The 17,573-nt window shown below is 62.5% G+C and carries 14 protein-coding genes; 5 read left to right on the top strand and 9 right to left on the bottom strand.

Going from position 1 to position 17,573, the window contains the following annotated elements; translation table 11 throughout:
* Nucleotides 1–5 precede the first annotated feature (5 nt).
* The 4 genes from A9K66_RS00485 to A9K66_RS00470 all read right to left on the bottom strand — a co-directional run bounded on the left by A9K66_RS00485 (nucleotide 6) and on the right by A9K66_RS00470 (nucleotide 4,737).
* Nucleotides 6–890 carry an AraC family transcriptional regulator gene (locus A9K66_RS00485; protein WP_067318788.1) on the bottom strand — a complete coding sequence of 295 codons (885 nt, stop codon included), beginning with the start codon at nucleotides 888–890 and terminating at the stop codon, nucleotides 6–8.
* 171 nt (nucleotides 891–1,061) lie between these two features.
* Nucleotides 1,062–2,012, bottom strand: coding sequence for an ABC transporter permease (locus tag A9K66_RS00480; protein WP_197507427.1), 951 nt, complete (start codon nucleotides 2,010–2,012; stop codon nucleotides 1,062–1,064).
* A gap of 17 nt (nucleotides 2,013–2,029) precedes the next feature.
* Nucleotides 2,030–3,550 carry a sugar ABC transporter ATP-binding protein gene (locus A9K66_RS00475; protein ID WP_067318784.1) on the bottom strand — a complete coding sequence of 507 codons (1,521 nt, stop codon included), beginning with the start codon at nucleotides 3,548–3,550 and terminating at the stop codon, nucleotides 2,030–2,032.
* Nucleotides 3,551–3,624: 74 nt separating this feature from the next.
* On the bottom strand, nucleotides 3,625–4,737 hold the full coding sequence (locus A9K66_RS00470) for a sugar ABC transporter substrate-binding protein (protein WP_067318782.1): 1,113 nt from the start codon (nucleotides 4,735–4,737) through the stop codon (nucleotides 3,625–3,627).
* An 808-nt stretch (nucleotides 4,738–5,545) separates the two neighbouring features.
* Here A9K66_RS00470 and A9K66_RS00460 point away from each other — a divergent pair.
* From A9K66_RS00460 to A9K66_RS00445, 4 genes are all read left to right on the top strand, one after another.
* Nucleotides 5,546–6,280 (top strand): SGNH/GDSL hydrolase family protein, encoded by a 735-nt coding sequence (locus A9K66_RS00460; RefSeq protein WP_067318778.1) that lies wholly within the window; start codon nucleotides 5,546–5,548, stop codon nucleotides 6,278–6,280.
* A 548-nt stretch (nucleotides 6,281–6,828) separates the two neighbouring features.
* Nucleotides 6,829–7,305 (top strand): hypothetical protein, encoded by a 477-nt coding sequence (locus A9K66_RS00455; protein WP_067318776.1) that lies wholly within the window; start codon nucleotides 6,829–6,831, stop codon nucleotides 7,303–7,305.
* A gap of 73 nt (nucleotides 7,306–7,378) precedes the next feature.
* Entirely contained in the window at nucleotides 7,379–8,662 is a 1,284-nt protein-coding gene (locus A9K66_RS00450; protein WP_067318774.1) for an SDR family oxidoreductase, read from the top strand.
* Nucleotides 8,662–9,147 carry a DUF2269 family protein gene (locus tag A9K66_RS00445; RefSeq protein WP_067318772.1) on the top strand — a complete coding sequence of 162 codons (486 nt, stop codon included), beginning with the start codon at nucleotides 8,662–8,664 and terminating at the stop codon, nucleotides 9,145–9,147. The genes A9K66_RS00450 and A9K66_RS00445 overlap by 1 nt, the downstream gene beginning before the upstream one ends.
* 83 nt (nucleotides 9,148–9,230) lie before the next feature.
* Here the strand turns inward: A9K66_RS00445 and A9K66_RS00440 are convergent, their stop codons facing one another.
* The 4 genes from A9K66_RS00440 to A9K66_RS00425 form a co-directional block, all read right to left on the bottom strand.
* Nucleotides 9,231–9,536 (bottom strand): hypothetical protein, encoded by a 306-nt coding sequence (locus tag A9K66_RS00440; protein ID WP_067318770.1) that lies wholly within the window; start codon nucleotides 9,534–9,536, stop codon nucleotides 9,231–9,233.
* A gap of 19 nt (nucleotides 9,537–9,555) precedes the next feature.
* Nucleotides 9,556–10,479, bottom strand: coding sequence for an NAD(P)/FAD-dependent oxidoreductase (locus A9K66_RS00435; protein WP_245307338.1), 924 nt, complete (start codon nucleotides 10,477–10,479; stop codon nucleotides 9,556–9,558).
* A gap of 642 nt (nucleotides 10,480–11,121) precedes the next feature.
* Nucleotides 11,122–11,436: a hypothetical protein gene (locus A9K66_RS30000; RefSeq protein ID WP_156750990.1), complete on the bottom strand. Its 315-nt coding sequence runs from the start codon at nucleotides 11,434–11,436 to the stop codon at nucleotides 11,122–11,124.
* A gap of 140 nt (nucleotides 11,437–11,576) precedes the next feature.
* Nucleotides 11,577–12,056: an MgtC/SapB family protein gene (locus A9K66_RS00425; protein ID WP_067319603.1), complete on the bottom strand. Its 480-nt coding sequence runs from the start codon at nucleotides 12,054–12,056 to the stop codon at nucleotides 11,577–11,579.
* 143 nt (nucleotides 12,057–12,199) lie between these two features.
* On the opposite strand from A9K66_RS00425, the gene A9K66_RS29995 reads away from it, so the two are divergent.
* A complete protein-coding gene (locus A9K66_RS29995; RefSeq protein WP_156750989.1) occupies nucleotides 12,200–12,394 on the top strand; it encodes a hypothetical protein in 195 nt (64 codons plus the stop codon).
* 303 nt (nucleotides 12,395–12,697) lie between these two features.
* Here A9K66_RS29995 and A9K66_RS00415 read toward each other — a convergent pair whose 3' ends face one another.
* Nucleotides 12,698–17,539, bottom strand: a complete 4,842-nt coding sequence (locus A9K66_RS00415) for a winged helix-turn-helix domain-containing protein (protein ID WP_156750988.1) — start codon at nucleotides 17,537–17,539, stop codon at nucleotides 12,698–12,700.
* Between the last annotated feature and the right edge of the window lie 34 nt (nucleotides 17,540–17,573).

Below are 17,573 nucleotides of genomic sequence, written 5' to 3'. Positions count from 1 at the left end.
GCTGGCTAGGCCGCTTTCGCAAGGTTGATGTTGTGCAGTGTCAGCCGCCGGAAATGCGAGGGCGTCATGCCCTTTTCGGCGAGAAACTGCCGGTTGAAGTTGGAAAGGGTGTTGTAGCCGACCTCGAAGCAGATGCTGGTGATCGAAGCCTGCTCGTCGCTCATCAGCATCTGGCAGGCCAGGTTGATGCGCAGCCGCTTCACATACTGAACCAGCGTCATACCGGTGTGCTGGCGGAAGGAGCGGGAGAACACACTGGGCGACTGGCCGGCGATGGCGGCTAGGTCCGTCTCGCTGAAGGGCTGGGTCAGGTTCTCGCGCAGATAGGCAAGCGCCTTGTTGATGCCGGCCGACATATACCCCGACGGATCGGGCAGGTAGCTCGCGCTGGCCAGCATGCGCGCGCCTTCGGCGCGGCTGAGCAGACCCATTATCATCAGGAACAGCTCGATGCGGCGCACGCCTTGCGAATTCATGATCTCTTCCATCAGCGGGCCAAGCTGCTTGCTGGTCTGGCGGCTGAACAGCACGCCGCGGCGCGAGGCTTCGAGCACCGGCGTCAGCGCCGCGAGCTCGGGGAAGGTATTGATGGCGCCGTCGATAAAGCCTTCATTGAACTGGATGATGCGGCAGCGCAGCGGCACCGTCGCGTCCTTCGGCACATCGCTCACCCAGTTGTGCGGCAGGTTGGGGCCGGTCAGCACCAGATTGCCCGGCTCGAACTCGCCGATGAAGTCGCCGACGAAATAGCGGCCGCGGGTGGCGACGATGAGATGCAGTTCGTATTCCGGATGGAAATGCCAGCGCACCGTGCGGAACGGGTAACCGTGCGACCAGGCAGTGAAAGACTCGCCCGGCCTGATCTGCACAACTTCAAGATCGGGTTTCATCGCTGCTCCTCCCGTATTGAAGCCAAGGCGCGTCCCCTCTACGACGCGCCGTCCGGTTTCGGCCTCATGTCAGCCAAGCTACCGAGCCGACAAGATCTTCGCCACCATGTTCGCGTCACTCCGTTGGTACTTTTTTGACTATTCTGAGCCTCCACGCCGCTGAGCGGCGCCTCAAACGACGCCGCGTTCCTCGCTCCTTATGCGGAAGGCATCGACGGCGATCGCAAGCAGGATCATCGCGCCGCCGATCATCTGAATGTAATAGGCCGAGACGTTGATGAGCTGCAGGCCGGTCTGGATGACGGTGATGAGCAGCGTGCCGCCGAGCATGCCGATGACGCGGCCGCGGCCGCCGAACAGCGAAACGCCGCCGATGACGGGTGCTGCCACGGCATAGAGCAGCGTCGTGCTGCCGACGGTCACGCTGACGCCGCCGAGATAGGAGGTGTAGAGGAAGCCGGCCACTCCAGCGAGGAAGCCGGAAGCGCTGAAGGCGCCAAGCCTCGCGCGCTTGACGTTGATGCCTGCGGCATTCGCCGCCCGGCGGTTGCCGCCGGTGGCATAGAGGTTGCGACCCCAGGCCGAATAAGCAAGCACGACATGCGCCAGGAGATAGGCGACGAAAAGGGCGATCGGCATTACCGGCCAGCTGCCGATGGTGGCGCTGCCTATGTAGCTGTAGCCTTCATCGGTCACCACCATGGTGCGGGCCTGGGTGGCGCCGAGCACCGCGCCTTGCAGAAAAAGCCCCATGGCCAGCGTCACGATCAGCGAATTCATGCGCAAATAGGCGACGAAGTAGCCGTTGAGCAGACCGACGAGCACCCCGGCAACGATGGTGATGAGCACGGCCAGCGTCCAGTGGACGCCGAACTGCTGCATGGCATAGGCGCCGACCATGCTCGAGAAGACCAGATTGCCGACCACCGAGAGATCGATCTCGCCGATCAGAAGCGTGAAGGAGACCGCCAGCACCAGCACGCCCAGCGTGGTCGCCTGCACCAGCACGTTCTGCAGATTGCCTTCCGAAAGGAAGTAGGGATTGAGCAAGCCGGCGAGGATGCTGAACACGATGATCAGGATCCAGACCACATTGTCGAGAAGGAATTTCTTGCTGGTCATGTCTGATACTACCCCTGTCATCGCGCCGCTCTCGCTTCGGCGATCGCATCGATGGTGATCTCGGCGCCGCGCAGCATTCGCGCGATTCGACCCTTGGAGAAGATCACCACGCGGTCGACGAGGCGCTGCATCTCTTCCGGGTCCTGCGCGAGCAGAAGCACGCTAACGCCCTCCTTCGTCGCATCGTCGATCAGGCGGTGGATCTGCTCCTTGGCGGCGACATCGACGCCGACGGTCGGTTCGTCGAGCAGAAGCAATCTCGGCTTGCGTTCCAGCAGCCGGCCAAGCAGCACCTTCTGCTGGTTGCCGCCAGACAACTCGCCGATCTCCTGGGCGCTGCTGCCCATGACGATCTCCATGGCGCCGCGCGCCTCGCGCATGCGGCGGTTCATGCCGGCGCCGCTCACCAGCCAGCCGAGCGATAGCGGCCAATTGCCGAGGTTGAGGTTCTCGGTCACCGACATCGAGCCGACCAGGCCTTCGCCGATGCGGTCATGGGTGAGGTAGGCAATGCCCGAGCCGAGGCTCTGCCCCGGCGAGCCGAGACGCGCTTCCCGGCCATCGATCAGGACGGCACCGGCCTCGATGGGCAGCAGGCCGCCCAGCGCCCGCATCAATTCCTGCGGCCCTTCGCCGAGCAGGCCGACGAGGCCGACGATCTCGCCGTGGCCGATCGCAAGATCGACCGGGCCGCCGCCGGAAAAGGATAGCCCGCTGAGCTCGATGGCCGCGCCATGATCCTTGCGGGCGCGGTGGAATTCGGCGACGTCGGCGCCGGTGATGACGCGCGCCATGGCCTCGGCCGAAAGCTCCGCCGCTTTGCCGCTGGCGGTCACCTTGCCGTCGCGCAGCACCGTGTATTCCGAACAGAGCTGGCGCACCTCGTCGTTGTGGTGCGAGATGTAGATGAAAGACGTGCCGCGTTGGGTGAGGCTCTCGACCCATTCCAGCAGATGCAGCCGCTCGGCCGCCGCAAGGCCTGCGGTCGGCTCGTCGAGGATGATCAGCGAGGCTTCGGCCGCGACCGCCTTGATGATGGCGAGCCTGCGCCTGTCGCTGGCGCCGAGGTCGCCGGCGCGCCGCCTCGGATCGACCGGCATGCCGTGGCTTTCGAGCTGGCGCACCGCCAGGCGGCGGAGCGCGGACCAGTCGGTCAAGCCGTAGCGTCTCGGCAGATCCGGCAGCAGAAGATTTTCGCCGATCGAGAGGTCTTCGAAGATCTCCGAATGCTGCGACAGAAGGTGGAGCCCGCGCTTCCTGCGCGCCGTCAACGGCAGAGCCGACACGTCCTCCCCATTCAACAGGATGGTGCCACTGTCGAGACGCAACAGCCCGGCGATGATGTTGGACAGCGTCGATTTGCCAGCGCCGTTCTTGCCGAGCAGGCCATGGATCGCGCCCCGCGACACGCTCAGCGAGACGCCGTCCAACACCGCAAGCGGGCCGAAGCGCTTGAAGACATTGTCGACGGTCAGAACAGCGTTGGCACCGCCCTGCGCAAGGCTATCGGGCACGATTGTGCCGTCGGCGTTGACCATTGGGATAACCGGCAATCTCGAAATGAGGTGAGAACGCGATGGGCGCGTTCTCACCCGCCTCGTCGGCTGCGATCTCAGCCGGCGTTCTGCTGCATCTTCCACACCTGGGTCACGACATTGGCCCAGTGGCGCGGGTCGTCGGCATTTTCCTTGGTGAGGAAGTAGGGCGGGATGGTGAGCAGCGGGCCGGACGGGCTGTCGGCGATCGTGCCCTTCTCCCAAAAATACTTCTTGTTTTCGTAAGGTCCGGTCGGAACCGGCTTGCCCTTCAGCGTGTACTCTTCCAACAGGTCGACGACGATCTCGACATAGGCGATCGGGTCCTGTGCGATGTCGGCGTCGATCTCGCCGGCCTTCACCCATTCCAGCGCATTCGGCGAGGCATCGATGCTGGTCAGGATGATGTGCTTCTCATGGCCGACCGGAAACAGCCGTTTCTGCGTTTCGAGTGCCTTGCGGGCATCAACGACGAAGATGTCGGTCGGCATGTGGATGGCGTCGAGGTCCGGCCGCTCGCGCAGCGTCGCCGAGACCACGGCGAGCGCCTGCTCATGCTGGTTGTTCTGCGGCCGCGAGATGATCTCGATGTCGGGATATTTGCTCTTAAGCGTGTCCTCGAAACCGTCTTTGCGATCGCGCAGCGCCACGGCGGTCAGCGAGCCGTAATTGTTGAGCACGCTGCCCTTCGGCGAGCCGTGCTTCTTGGTGAGCAGCTCGGCGGTCTTCTCCGCCGCCATGACGCCCGACTGCTTGTTGTCGAAGGTCACCGAAGCGGCTACTTCTCCGCCGGTAAGCACGGTGTCGACCATGCCGAGCGGCACGCCGAGCGACTTCGCCTTCTTGCTCAGTGGGATGAGCAGCTCCGAATCCAGCGCGTCGGAAATGAGGTAGCGCGGCTTCTGCAAGAGCAGGCTGTTCCAGTCGTTGACCTGCGCGTTGGCATCGCCATTGGCGTCCTTGCCGACGAATTCCAGGCCGAGGCCTTCGACCTTGCGCTTCAGCGCCTCCTGCAGCACGACGAAGAAGAAGAAGCCGAGATAGCCGGTCTCCCAAGCCACAACCTTGGAGGTCGTGCCTTGCGCCGCGGCGCGCTCGCCGCCCGCCAGCAACAGGCCGCCGGCAGTGGCTGCCGCGCCCTGCAAAAGCGCGCGGCGGTTCAATGTTAAGCTCTTGGTCTCGCAACCCATGTCTCGCTCCCTGAAATGGTTGGAATCTTTGCCGGTAGAGCTTTCCACCAAGCCCGCCCGGCGGGGCACTCAGCCCCAAACATCCCCCGGAACGTTTCCTCCCCCGGACGATCTGATCAGGCTAGGCGCGCGCTATCCGGCCAGCCACCACGTTCCGGGTCGGGTGTTAGTACTTTTTTGATTCCGCTAGTGAAAGCCGAGGCCGCGATTACGAATGCGCTACAACATGCTCGACCTCCGGCGCGTTGCATTCGGAGTCAAAAATCTATGTGTCGCGGAAAGCGCAACCGGTAGCTCGGGCCGCAAGCCGCGGTTATCTGTGTTGGCGAGGGCCGCGCGGCGAAACCGAAGGGATGGAGAGAATGAAGCACTGGATCGGAACCTGGAGCGCAAGCCCGATGAACGTCTGGCCGGGAGACGCCGTGCTCTATGGCTTCCACCGGCAGACGGTACGCCAAGTCGTGCGCGTCAGCACCGGCGGTGAGAGGTTGCGATTGAGGCTGTCCAACGAATATGGCGGCTCGCCGATTCGGATCGGCGCCGCGACCGTCGCGCTTGCCGCGAAAGACGGCGCGATCGAGGCCGGCAGCATCCGGCAGGTGACGTTCGGCGGCGAACGGCAGACCCATCTGGCGCCCGGCGCGCCGCTGCTCGGCGATGTTGTGGACCTATCGGTTGCCGATCTCGGGCAGATCGCGATCGCCTCTATTTCCCCGATTTCGCGCCGATCGAGACCTATCACTACGAGGCGCAGCAGACCGCCTACATCTCCGAAATCGGCGACTTCGCCGACGCAGCCGAACTGCCGGTGCAGCAGACCTCGACCAGCCGCTATTTCCTCAGCGCCGTGCTGGTCGAGAGCGGGCCTGACAGTGGCTCTCTGGTTTGTCTCGGCGATTCCATCACCGACGGCTTCGGCTCGACCGTCGACGGCAATGCGCGCTGGCCGGACCGGCTGGCGGAGCGGTTTGCGAAAAGCGGCCGGCTGTCAGGCATCGGCGTCCTCAACCAGGGGATCGGCGGCAACCGCGTGCTTGCCAGCCGCGCCCGCGGCGCCAACGCGCTCGCCCGCTTCGACCGCGACGTTCTGGGTTTTCCCAACGTCCGGTGGGTCTCGGTGCTGGAAGGCATCAACGACATCGGCTGGCCGGAAACCATGCTCGCCGGCCGTCAGGAGGCCGTCGCCGTCGAAAGCCTGATCGCGGCTTACCGGCAATTGATCGCACGCGCCCTCCTCAACGGCATCAAGGTGCTGCTTGGCACGCTGCCGCCCTTCGGTGGCGCCTTCGAAGGCCAGCCGCTCAGAACTTTCTACTCTCCGACCAAGGAGCGCGACCGCGAGGCGGTGAACGCCTGGATCAGGACATCGGGCGAAGCCGATGCCGTCGTCGATTTCGAGCGCGCGCTGGCCGATCCCGCCAACCCGTCGAGGCTGCTCGCCGCCTTCGATTGCGGCGACGGCCTGCATCCGTCCGACGACGGCTATGCCGAGATGGCCAGGCTGTTCGAGGAAGCTTTCGAGAGCTTGCTTCGCGGCCAATAGGATTACCTGGTTCTGCGAGTGGCGGCTGCTGCCCGCGCCGGCGCCTTCTGGATGTTGGCGGCGCCGCCCATGTCACCATTCTTGGTGCGACCCGCCCCGGTCGTGCTCCAATATCGGCGCCCGTCGTCGGGTGCAATTCGGCGAAAACACGGATGGCCAACCTCAGAACAGGACGACGAGCACTTAGCATAATGGAGCCGGCAGAAGAGCTCAGCTGTCCAGGAACAAACTGCAAGTCTTGCCGGTTTGGTGACCGAACCGATTGCGGTCACGAAAATGGTTGGACATGGAAGACATAATAATGAGCAGGTTGCGCAGCTACTGAGGCGCCAGTTTTCCAGTGAGATAATGAGGCGCCATCTGCGTGCACTTCCGCTGTTTCGGACCGAGAGGTGGCTCCCTGACCGGCTTGCCGGGTTGATGGAGGTTTTAAAGCGAAGTGAGGGTCGAGGACGACGGCGGTGATTCTTGCCTCTGGCCTGAAGCGTCGACGTCAGGCTGGACGCAAAGGTCGTCTTTCGATCCCAATGGAGAAGAGACGGTGAGCAATGCGGCCGCTCGATAAGGCGTTGCTTGGGGCTGTGGCAGGCGTCGCGGCGACCATGGCGATGACAGCAACGATGAGGCGCCTGCACGCAGTCCTGCCCGACGACGAGCGCTATCCGCTTCCGCCTCGCGAGATCGTCGACCGCACTTTTCCAGCTGTTGACGAGCGCGAAGCACGTTCAAGAACTCTGCTTGCGCATTTCGGGTTTGGCGGTCTCACCGGTGCTTTGTTTGCCCTGCTGCCCACCACTCGAGGGAGCGGGATCGCCTACGGCTTATGCATCTGGGCGCTGAGCTATCTCGGTTGGATTCCCGCCGCCCGCATTCTGACCCCGGCGCACCGCCACCCCATCAGGAGAAACATGCTGATGATTGCAGCTCATGTCGTTTGGGGCCTGACGCTTTCGAGATCACTGAGAGAGATGGAACGCGCCGCCATCGAGGCGTTCGACCAGCAAGCCGAGAGGAGAAGCCGGTGACCGGGCGGCGCGTTCTGCGGAACGATCCGACCCTTCGGCCCGCCGCGCTGTCTTGTCCGGCGGGACATCGGCAATGAAGGTTCTCGTAACGGGATCGAACGGTCTCATCGGCACAGCGGTGTGCGCGCGTTTGGTCGCGTCAGGGCACGAGGTCGTGCGGGCCTCACGACGCCGATCAAGCCGGGCGGGGGAGGCGGGAACGGTCGCTATCGATATGGCGAAGGCGCTCGCCCCCGAGAACTGGGGCAGTGCTCTTCAAGGCGTTGACGTGGTGGTGAATTGTGCCGGTGTTCTGCAGGACAGCGCCAGCGAAAATACGACAGGGGTTCATGCATTGGGCGCAGCGGCGCTGTTTCGTGCCTGCCAGCAAGCCGGGGTGCGCCGGGTCATCCACTTTTCCGCTATCGGCGTCGATCGTGAGCAACCCTCGGCCTTCTCCGCCAGCAAATATGCCGGCGAGGAGGCCTTGATGACGCTCGACTTGGATTGGGTCGTGCTGAGACCCTCCGTCGTTCTGGGCCGCCCCGTTTTTGGAGCGAGCGCCCTGTTTCGCGGCCTTGCCGCGCTTCCTCTGCTGCCCTTCATGCCCGGCTCCGGCCGTCTGCAGGTGGTTCAACTTGAGGACGTGGTCGAAACGGTGGCGTTTTTCCTCAGCGCTGACAGCCCGTCACGGATCGCTCTCGACCTTGCTGGTCCGGACGCCTTCGCCATGGAGGAGGTAGTCGCGCATTACCGCAGGTGGCTTGGATGGGACGAGGCTCGCGTCCTGGCTCTCCCGAGATGGGCGGCGCGTCTACTTTATCGGCTGGGTGACGCCGTCAGTGTGCTGGGATGGCGCCCTCCCATGCGCACCAACGCCGCCCTTGAGATCAGCCGGGGAGCAACCGGTGATCCCGGACCCTGGAAGGCGCTAACCGGGATCGAGCCGCGAGGTCTCCCGACAGCACTCGCCGCAAACCCAGCCACGGTGCAGGACAGGTGGTTTGCCGGCCTCTACTTCATCAAACCCGCGATCTTCACGGTGCTGCCGTTCTTCTGGATCATGACCGGAATCATATCCTTGACAACCGGATGGCAGAGCGGCGTCCAACTCCTGATCGGTACCGCGGTGAGCGCGCTGGCGGTGCCGTTGGTCATCGCCGGCGCGCTGGCCGACCTGGTCATCGGCCTTCTCATCGCGCTTCGCAAAACCGCGCGCGTTGGGCTCTGGGGAGCGATCGGCGTATGCGTTTTTTATGCATTGGCCGGCACGCTCCTGCGGCCCGATCTGTGGAATGAACCGCTCGGCCCGCTGATGAAGATCCTGCCGATCGTTCTTCTGCACTTCGTCGCATTGGCGATCCTGGAGGAGCGCTGATGCTCTACTTCGGTCTCAAATATCTCCATATCGTGGGCGCGGCGGTCCTGCTGGGGACGGGCGCTGGCATCGCCTTCTTCATGCTGCTTGCACACCGGACCGGCAACCCGGCTACCGTGGCCGCGGTCGCGCGCATTGTCGTGATCGCCGATTTCCTGTTCACGGCAACGGCAGTTGTGGCGCAACCGATCACCGGCGTCGCGCTTGCCTGGCTCGTCGGCTATTCGCTCTGGGACGGCTGGATCGCGCTGTCGATCCTTCTCTACGTCGTGACCGGTGTTTTTTGGCTTCCCGTGGTTTGGATGCAGATGGAGATGCGCGATCTTGCCCTGGCGGCGGCGAAAGCCGGCCAGCTGCTTCCGCCGCGCTATCATCGGCTTTTCCGGCTCTGGTTCATCTTCGGCTTTCCGGCTTTCGGCGCGGTCGCCGCTATCCTATGGCTGATGATCACCCGCCCGGCCATCGAATGGTTCGGGACCGGCTGATGCCGACGGGCCGAGCGAACTCATCTGAGCTACGCCGGGAGGAGAGGCGCCGCCTCTGATTTCCCGTGCATGGACAAGAACGACTACACCAGCGCGATCGGCATGTAGCGGATAACCACCTTCTCCTGTCGAAACCACCGCTCGAGTGCGATCCGGCGTTCACGCCAGTCGATGAGATCGACCTCGTTGGCCATGACTTCGAAGATCACAATCTTGTCGGCGTTGGACTCGGCACCCTTTTTCCACAAACCGTCGGCAGGCGCCTGAAGGTAAGCAGTAACGCCTTCGAAGCGACTCGCCAGTTCTTCCTTCACGCGGTCGAAATCTTCTTGAGCGAAAGGCTGGCCGTTGTTGTCCGAGCAGGGGAGCAGGATCTGAACAAGATGCATCACAATTCACCGGTGAAAACTAGCACTTGGTATCGTCAAGATAGTTATGCATGTCGGTGGCTGCGATCGAGGCGTGGCCGAATGCGACAGCAATCTGATTGATTTCGTTGACCACATCGCCAGCGGCATACAGGCCTGGCACGACCGTGCGCTGATGCGCATCCACGACAAGATTTCCAAGCTCGTCGCATGTCGCCCCGAGATCTAGGCCAAGTTGCGACCTTATCGTGCATCCCATGGCTGGATAGACGGTATCGAATGAGGATGCTGTTCCGTTGGAGAGTTGAATGGTGGCCTGCTCTCCCGAGGGTCGTAGCGAATGAGGGATGCAGGGCTCGAGCTGGATTCCAGCTTCGTGGATCAGTCGGCCGGCATCTGCATCAATTTCACTCGAAGCATCGGTCGTCAGTACGGTGACGTCGCGAGTGTAGGTCCGCATGAACAATGCCTTCTTCACCGCCTCTTCCGCCGGGCCCAGGACTGCGACCCGCTTATCGATCACCTCATAGCCGTCACAGATCGGACAGAGGCGCAAGGTGCCGGCTCTGATCATATCGTCTGCCGAAGGCGTCTCTGGAAGCTTATCCACAATCCCAGTAGCCAGGAGCGCCGCGCGGGAACGAATGGCTGTCGAACCGATCGCAATAAAATTTGTTCCGTCGCGGCCAATCTCGTGGATTATATCGTGCCTAAGATCGGCTCCGCTCTGCAAAGCCTGCTGCCGCAGCCGATTCAGCAGTTCGGCGCCGGCTATGCCGTCGGGGAAGCCGGGACAGTTGCGGGTAATCGGAATGAGCTTCGCGCGGCTTTGACCGCAATCGACAACGACGACCCGGCGGCGAAAGCGCCCGAGATACGTCGCTGCTGCTAAGCCGGCCGGACCGCCACCGATAACCAAGCAGTCAATTCGTTCCCACTGACAGACGCTATCGTCTTCGATCACCAAAGAACTCCCGGGAGGTGATGCAGAGCTATTGCAAGCGGCTCGTGCCCGGCAAACGAACTTGTCTGTTGGTGACTAAGACCAAGGGCGTGCGCGACTGCTTCCCGGTTCTCATAAGAATGAGGCCGACACAGATGTCGCTCGTGAGGATGGCCTCGTTTCCTTCCGAACAGACAGAAACGAGGGCGCAAAATCCGGCCTCGACCGCGTGCACCGGTAAGCGCGGGATCAGTTGTTTCGTTATAGGCGACCATCTGCCCCAACCGCGCCCTTGCCTATTGGTTCCGCCGTGCATTCGCGTTGCTCGCCGATCCGTTGTCTCGCCAGACGCTGACGACGTTCGGCTGCCTTCACGTGCCGCAGGCCGCCGTTCTCGCCACGCGGCGGACCGGACGGTGCAAAAGTTCGCTTTTGTGGATCAAAGTAGCCCGGCCTGCCGGGCGGGGTTGGGGGCTTGACATACAGGCCGGGCCCTTACCCCGCGCAGCGGGGCAGAGTTCCATTATGCGCCGCGCTTGCGGCGACCGACATTAACATTTTCTAAGACTTGAAAAGCCCGTCGCAGCTAATGAGCGTAAGCGACGGGCTTTGTGCTGCCGAGACGGCTACGTCCCAACGGTAAACGACCGCTCCCATAACAAGTCATGGCCGCGCAATCAGTTCCAATCTTGGACAGCCCGCCCGAGGAACGTCACGACACCAGCGACGTTCCGGTAAATGGCAATCGACGATGATATCGAAATGGCCAGGCGGCTTGTTCACGAAGGCGAGCGGCACCTTCGCCGCCAGCACGAGTTGGTTGCCGACCTCAGCGATCAGGGATTGCCGACCGATGACGCCCTGCGCTTCCTCCAGCTGCTTGAAGACATGCAGGCGATGCATCGGCAGCACTTGTCGCGGCTGCTGCGCAGAGCCGAAAATGGCTAGGAGGATTCCTGCCTTGTCGGGCCGGACCATGGGTGTCTGCACTGGGATTTGGTGACAGGTCATGATCTGCCACGAGTGCGCCGGCCGAGACGATCGGAATCTGCAATTCAGCAAAACACTGTAACGCCGACAAGCGCAGGGACTGGACGCCCTGCCTCCAAATGCTCCGACTATTGCTCGTCCTTTGGGGCAACCTGCACCAGCTGCAAAAGCCCTAGCACGATCAGCGCCAAGACTGTGCCAAGAATTGCGATCTGCCAGAACCCGAGACCCACTGCCAATCCAATGGCACCGGCCAGCCACATTCCCGCGCCGGTCGTCAGCCCCTGAACCTCCCCTTTGGAGAAGAATATTAGCCCCGCAGCCAGGAATGCGACGCCGGCAGTTGTGGCTTCAATCAGGCGGATGGGGTCAATGGCTATCTCCTGGCCATCGAAGACGGGGAGATGGGTGATTTCGATGGCCAGGATGGCGATCAAGGCGGTTGCTAGACAGATCAGGATATGCGTCCTCAGCCCGGCCGGCCGGTTACGCCATTCGCGCTCCATGCCGACGAGTGAGCCAAGAACCGCAGCCAGCAAAAGCCTGGCTGAAATTACGGAAAATGGCAGCCAGGTTTGCTGCCCGAAACGTTCAACAAGCTCATCCATGAGCGCCAGAACGTATCTGTGGGCTGCCCGGTTCCTTCCGCAGGACGCCGGGATGTCCCTGCAATGCATATCGCCGGCAAAGCGCCGGAACATTCGAGCTCAGCCCACGTTGGGTTCTGTTCGACTGACAGGGACACACCTCAATGGAACCCAAATCATCGCGCGATCTGCCGGGTCCTAAGCCCCGCAAGGACAAGGAACGGGAAAACCAAAAAGCTGCCGCGAAAACGCCTGACAAGACCAACGATTGGGACCGGAACCAGGTGCATGGCGAGGGCGAGAGCATCGGGATCGAGACGAACCATAGGCCGATCCACACCCCAGAGCGCGCAATCTGAGCCGCCCACGATGCGGCTTGCCGCCACCCCGACCGCTAGAGTGCTGGCGAAGAGAGCGTCTTTCGAGTTCGCATCTAAATAAGTTGCGCTGTTTGCTTCACGGTTGCCTTGGATGGCGACCGGCAAGCCTACCTGTCTGAGGTACAGACACGTCTCCATCCCAGTTTCTTATAAATTCGATCAGAATGCCCAACCCAGACCCGGAATGGCTGCTACGCACCCCCCACAGCGGACGAAGAAGATGCTGCGGTATCGGCCTGGCATCGCAGATTGATCACAAGGGCTCTGACCCCGTTGTCGACCTCAGCCCGGACAAGTGCCAATTGCAGGGTCTTCAGGAAGGAAGAAGCTTCGCCGCTCGCAAGCGGTGAGTTCGCGAGGGACGGTGCGCCGGGCGAAGTCAATGAGGTCCCGGGACGTTTGGAAGACGCGAAGGATGCGGACATCTTTTTCGCCCGAAACAATTGCAACGCGGGTGCCGTCGGAACTGAAAGCTGCGCGTGTAAAGCCCAGTAGAATGGTTGCTTCGTCGTGGCTGCCAAGGACGGCAATCTGGCGTCCCGATTGCGTCGCCCAGAGCCGGACCGTGCGATCCTTCGAGGACGCGGTCACGACATACAAACCGTTGGGACTGAACTGGGCGCTGTCCACCGCGCCGCTGTGGCCCCTTAGAACGGCCCTTTCCAGTCCGCCAGCGACGCTCCAGATCCGGATGGTTCCATCGCGCGAGCCGGTCAGCAGCAACTGACCGTCGGGGCTCAAGGCGACGACCGTTACCGCGCCTGTGTGTCCCACTAGCGTTCTGACGTTTGCTCCGTCCGTGGTCGACCAAATGCGAGCCGTGTGGTCGAGTGAGCCCGTGGCGACGAGTTGACCGTCCGGGCTGAAGGCCGCTGCCGTGATGCGATCGTGATGCCCCACAAGAACCCTGAGCTCGGCTCCGCCCGTCGTCAAGAGGTGGCCCGCATTGTCTTCCCTGGCCGAGAGGATCAGATTTCCGTCAGGGCTAAGAATGGCCTGCGGTAGGTTGCTGCTCGTGTTAATGGCGGCTAGCTCGGTGCCGGTCGCCGCGTCCCACAGCTGCGCGGTGCCGTTCATCGATGCGCAGAGAAGCGATTTGCCGTCGCGACCAAACTGGATCTGGATCAGGCCGCGATGTGATCGGAACTGGGCGGTCTCGTGTCCCGTGGCCACATCCCAAACACGGACCTGCCCCCCAAGAGATGCCGTCGCGACCCGCCTTCCATCTGGGCTGAACGTCGCGCTTTGAACGATCTCATGTGTATCGAGCCGGATTGTCTCGCGCCCGCTCACGATATCCCACAGGTGCGCCGCGCTGTCGCCGCCGCCGGTCAGAAGGTGGACATTGTCGGGACTGAAGACCGCGAAAGTCGGCCGATATTCATGTGAGAGCGAAGTCGTCAGCGCGCCGTCGACATCCCACAGCCGAGCGGTGCCATCGTGTGAAGCAGTGAGAAGAATGTTGCTGTCGACCGGGCTGAATTCCATATGCTCGACCAAGGATTCATGACCGGCGATCGTCGTCACCAACGAGGCGCGTTCAGCGTCCCAGATGCGGATCGGCCCATTGACCGAGGCGGTCGCCAGGAAGCGGTCGTCCGGGGTGAAAGCACCGTTCATCTCCACATCGCGTTCATCCGTATCGATGTCTGCCTTCAACCCCGAAACCTCTTGGCCTAGCACATGATCCAGCGTTCCCAACGCTCCATCCCAAATTCGGGCAGTGCCATCGATGGATACCGTGGCGATTCGCTGACCCCCATGACTGAAAATGACGCCGTTCAATTGCGTGTCGCTCTTGCTGCCGGCCAGCTTTGCGATCTCCGTTCCTTTCGACAAATCGAAAAGGCTGGAAGTGTCGCGGTGTGAATGCCAACCCCACGGGCCGGCCAGCATCCGGCTTCCGTCCGGGCTGAACGCCAGGCTGTAGGGCCAGGAGGTCACTCGCATTGACCGCGTCAGCGCGCCGTCTGCGCTATTCCAGATCGAAACAAAATGCTTGCCTGCCGTCGCGAAGCTGCGGCCGTCTGAACTGAAAACAGCACGCGTATATGCGTCGCTTTTTACACCTAGAACTTTCTTTCCGGTCCGAGCATCCCAGAGCGTTGCATCGCTGTTCTCCCCCGCCGTCAGCACCCGGGTGCCATCCGGGCTGAAGATTGCCGTCGGATAATTGCCTACCGGGCGCATGATAAAGAGCTGCTCTCCCGAGACAGCGTCCCAGAGACGTGCAGTGCCATCCCTCGCCGCCGTCAGGATACGGCTCCCGTCCGGGCTGAATTCAGCCCTCTCCAAGGCCGCTTCATGACCCATTAGAACTGCAGTTTCGGCACCGCTGGAGATGTCCCAGACGGCTGCAGTCTTGTCGTAGGATGCGGTGACGATGCGATCGCCGCTCGGATTGAATGCCGTATCCGTCACGCCGGCGCCATGCCGGAAGATTTTGATCTGGTGGTGCGCCAGCAGAGCCTTGTAGAGGGCTGCCTCCGCCTCGAACAGATATTGCCGCTCGGATTGGTCTTTTGAGGGCAGTGCTTCAAGCGCCAAGAGGATCGCAGCCTCGGTGCTGCCTGCCGCGGTGGACTGCTCCGAAAGGAACGAGAGCGAAAGGAACTGATTGCGCATCGCCTGGTCGCGTTGCGACCTCGCTTCCTCCTGCGCCCTGAAGGCGACCAGCGCGCCTGCGCCCGCGATGAGAGCGAGCATTATCGCCACAATCGCTGCGTTGCGGGTACGTCGGGAAAGCCGGTTTGCTGCGGCCGCCGCCAGGCTCCGGCGCTCGGCTTCGCGCTCCAGGCGCTCGTGTTTTGCCTCTTCGGCGGCCTCGATCAGCGCTAGCGCTGCGTGCCGGTCCTTCTCCTCTTTCTGCCGATGGGCACGCAAAGACTCCTCGATGTACTCAAGGACATAATCGTCGATCTCCTCCCGTCTCGACAACATTAGTTCTTCGCCCTCCGCCAGACGTTTGCCGGACGGAAGGAGAAGCTCTCGATTCCTGCTTTCCAGGTGCCATCGGTGGGCATCAGCCCTGAGGCGTTCGCGCGTCTCGAGATAATTCCGGTTTGCATTCACAATGTCACTTGCGCGCGGCCAGCGCCTCAACAGTGCTTCATGTGCAACGCGCACGAAGACACGCCCTGCGGCGTTCTCGTCGCTGACGAGGAGCCGCGCGTCGATCAAGGCCCTGACCAGCGCCGATCGCGCGGGAGTACCTGCAACTTCGGTGAGCAGGGCTGGACGTGCCGTCACGGTGTCATCGCTCAGACTTGCAGTTGTGAGGGCGCCCAGTACCGTCGGTAAGGCCTCCTGGATCTCGGGCGCCAGTAAATCCACGACTTCATCGGCGCGGCGCGCGATTGCGCCTTCGAGCCCGCCGAGCGCGCGATAATCCGCAAAGGTGAGAACGCGGCGCTGGCGGCCGGCCTGGTACAACGCGTCGAGCACAAACTCCAGAAGCGGCAATGATCCGGGATCGGCAGCTGCTGCCTCCTGCAGCACGTCATCGAGTCGCCCCAACTCGGCATTCTCCTCAAAGCGGAGTCCGGCAACGCCCGCCGGCTCACGGATGATCTGACCGATCTCCGGGCCAGTCGGCGGCAGGAGTTCGTAGCTGGAGAGGCCATCCTTGAGCGCCGAGAACCCCGGGACCTCGCCGCAACGGTGAAAAAAATCTGAACGGATCGCCGCGATCACCCAGGCCAGTCCGCTCGCGGCGAGCAGCGTCATGAGCCGCACGAGAGCCTCGCGCGTCGCCGGCTGCTTCTCCGTCGTGAACAGCTCCTCCAGCTGATCGATGGCGACAACCAATCTGATCTGCGAGCGGGCCGACCCAGCGGCTTTGCCAAGTGCCTGGCGAACCATCGCCAGCGCCCGATCCGGCGCGCTTCTGCAAAGCCGAGCGAGCTCCGCGGCTGTTACTTCGCAGGCCAGTTCCGGCACAGCAGCTTCGCTAAGCAGCGCCGCAGCCAGCACAGCGAATGCATCCGGTCCTTCGGAGAGGCGGATCAGGCAGCGGCGCCACAACGATATGCCCGCCACGGTTCCGGGCCGGATCAATGACGGCAGCAGGCCAGCGCGCAGGAGGGAAGACTTGCCGCAACCGCTCATGCCGTAGATTAGCAGGAATGCGGTGCCGCTTGCTGCCTGCTGCTCCAGTCTTGAAGTGCAGGCAGCAATCGCCCGCGCTCTGCCGAAGAAGAGATCGGCATCTTCGAATTCGAAGGCATCGAGACCGCGAAATGGCGACCTGACCGGTTCCTCTGAAGCAAGAGGTACGCGGTAGATGCGCAGGGCACGTGCGACGTCCTTCAGCTTCTGCTCGCCAAGCTCGATGAATTCCAGCGGGAGCCGGTCTCGAGCCTGGGCATGAACCGCTTCCGTGATGCAAATCCCGCCCGGTCGTGACAATGATTGAACATGGGCTGCGACCTCGACCGCCTCGCCCCCGAGGTGGTCGCCCTCGTCGACGACATAACCGAGGTGAAGCCCGATGCGGAAGCGCAGGCGCTTTGTCTTGGGAACTTGGCAATTCCGTCTGTCGACCTCATGCTGGATGTCGCTCGCACACCGCAAGGCCTCGACAGGGCCTGCGAATTCGGCGACCACGCTCTCTTCGGCGCTCGAGAACACGCGACCGGCATGTTGCACCAGCAGCCGATCGACGATCTGCCTGTACGGCCCGATTGGTACAGCAGCGCCCCGCTCAGCCTCACCTGGCGGCCGACCGTCAGCAGCCAGTTCGGCTGCCAGGATAGTGGCCATTCTTGGGCCGGCGCTTGAAGGACGGACCAGCCTGTAACCGCGCCGAGGCACCGTCTCCACAACAGCCTGCCGACCGTCATTGAGCGCCGCACGGATCTCGTGAATGCATTGCACAAGGCTGTCGTCGGTGACCGCGATCCCGTTCCAGACCGCCCTCATCAGCTCGTCCTTGGTGACGACGCGATCAGCGTTCTCCAGAAGGTGACGAAGCACCGCGAAGGTTTGGTGACGAAGTGCGATTGTGCTGTTGGATTTGTCGCGCAAGGTCTCGCTGCTCACGTCGACGGTAACGCCGTTGAGCACGAACATCGTGGGCGGCGAGCTACTCAAGCCGTTTCCCTCAAGCACGAAGCCGCAGTCCAATGTTTCGATCCTAGCACGGTTTCGCGCTTGCCAT

It is taken from the genome of Mesorhizobium sp. AA23 (genome assembly GCF_001672435.1).
Lineage (GTDB): Bacteria > Pseudomonadota > Alphaproteobacteria > Rhizobiales > Rhizobiaceae > Mesorhizobium.
The sequence above is the reverse complement of the archived record's forward strand: the minus strand, read 5'-3'. Positions and strand labels throughout refer to the sequence as shown.